1 protein-coding gene is annotated in these 2,009 nt (G+C 41.9%); it reads left to right on the top strand.

The genetic code is table 11. From position 1 onward, the window contains the following. Positions 1–533: 533 nt before the first annotated feature. The gene (gene ltrA / locus KI363_RS21455; RefSeq protein ID WP_158324461.1) at positions 534–1,832 is read left to right on the top strand and encodes a group II intron reverse transcriptase/maturase; all 1,299 of its coding nucleotides are present in this window, start codon (positions 534–536) and stop codon (positions 1,830–1,832) included. Positions 1,833–2,009 lie beyond the last annotated feature (177 nt).

The following is a 2,009-nucleotide window of genomic DNA, read 5'->3' as shown; positions in this document are numbered from 1 at the left end:
GCGTGCCCAGCAAGCCGTTAATTGCTAGTTGGTGGAAGTCCAACCTGAGTAAGTGCCAAGACGCTCAGTAGCTGACAGGCAACTGGTGGAGAAATCCTAAGGTTGAAGCCCTGTGACAAAGTAACTCATATGTGAGTGCGAGCAACCTAATAGGTCGTAACATAAAGTGAATCCTGCCGCCTCGTCAATTACAACCCTCTTTGAGGACAAAGGGAAGTTGAGTCTGGTGACAATGGGCGAAAACCATGGAAGGTGTGAGGAACTTGGAAGCACAGCACCGAAGAATCCCTCGGGGTATGGGGAGCGACATGTTAGGAAAGTAGTTAACGGAACTGGGGATACCCTCCTCGGTCACTTTCCTAAGGAAAGTAAAACAGAAACCTATAAGCATAAGTGAAGTGGTTGAAGGACTGAGAGGGAGTCGGAGGGGGTCATAGTACTGATAATGACAGCGACAGCACAACGTTGTCTAGGGAAGGACGGCATAAGCCAATACCCTGCTTCGTTCATATGTTCAAAGGAGGTAAGAGTCAGTGAATGCCAAGAAAATGGCTAACTACACCAATTATGTAAAAGCTCAAGAACTCTGGAAAACATTATACCTTTGTGCCAAGGAAAGCAAGACACGCCGATTTCATGCCTTATATGATAAGATTTATCGACCTGATATCTTGTGGGAAGCATGGAAAAGAGTAAGAAGTAAACGTGGAAGTGGCGGAGTAGACTCTCAAACTATGGAAGATATTGAGTCCTATGGCGAGAAAAGGTTTCTTAATGAAATTTATCTAGAGCTAAAGGAGAATCGATATCGACCGCAGCCAGTCTTACGCACGTACATTCCGAAAGATGATGGAAAGAAACGTCCTTTAGGAATCCCAACCATCAAGGACAGGGTTGTCCAAATGGCAACCAAACTAGTTATAGAACCAATCTTTGAGGCTGACTTTAAAGATTGTTCTTATGGATTCCGTCCCAAAAGAAATGCACATCAAGCAATAGCGAAAATCAGAAAAGAGAGCAAGAAAAGTTATTGGGTATTAGACGTCGATATCCAAGGTTACTTTGACAATATCAACCATGATAAATTAATGAAGCTAGTGAAACAGCGAATCAGTGATCGCAGGGTGCTAAAGCTGATTCGAAAATGGCTACAGGCAGGAATCATGGAAGAAGGAAAAGTCAGAAATTCTCTCTTAGGAGCTCCGCAAGGCGGTGTGATTTCACCATTACTTTCGAATATCTATTTGAATGTAATGGATTCTTTGTGGGAAAAGAACTTCAATCATTTAGGAGCTTTAATCCGCTATGCGGATGACTTTGTCATCTTGTGCAAGACGAAACAACAAGCGTTAGAAAGCGTGCAAGTGATTCAGGCAATCATGGGGAAACTTAACCTTTCGTTGCATCGAGAGAAATCAAGACTCGTCAATATATGGGATGATAGTGACGGATTTGATTTTTTAGGCTTTCATCATCGCAAATTTCCCATCCGTAAAAAGGGTGGTCATACATTCTTTATCATGAACCATGTTCCAAGCAAGAAAGCCATGAAGAAAATGCGTAAGAAGATTAAAGACTATACAGAACCACGACATAAGTTGTCTATGGACATAAAAGATTTGGTAAAAGGCTTGAACCGCAGACTGCAAGGATTCAAGAATTATTATCAACTATCACCAATGTCCAAGAGATGGTTGAATCGCATTGATTGGTATGTGTTACAACGTTTAAATCTCTTCAATAATAAGAAAAGAAATAAACGTCATAAACACGCATATCTTCAGAACACGATAAGCCAAGTCAAATTCATTTTGGTAAAATTGGCGGATTGAGTCCGTAAAGCCAAAGGAAGAAGAACGTCGGAAAGCCGTATGAGGGAAAACTTCACGTACGGTTTGATGAGGGGGGACAGGAAAAGGAATTGCCCTCTTGTCTGGCTTAGTAAGGTGGAAAACTCTGAACCCCGAGGACAAAGAGGACAATATCTAATTCCTGTTTTCTACTCTACA

The sequence above is a fragment of the Lederbergia ruris genome, from assembly GCF_018332955.1.
Taxonomy (GTDB): Bacteria; Bacillota; Bacilli; order Bacillales; family Bacillaceae_C; genus Lederbergia; species Lederbergia ruris.
The sequence above is the reverse complement of the archived record's forward strand: the minus strand, read 5'-3'. Positions and strand labels throughout refer to the sequence as shown.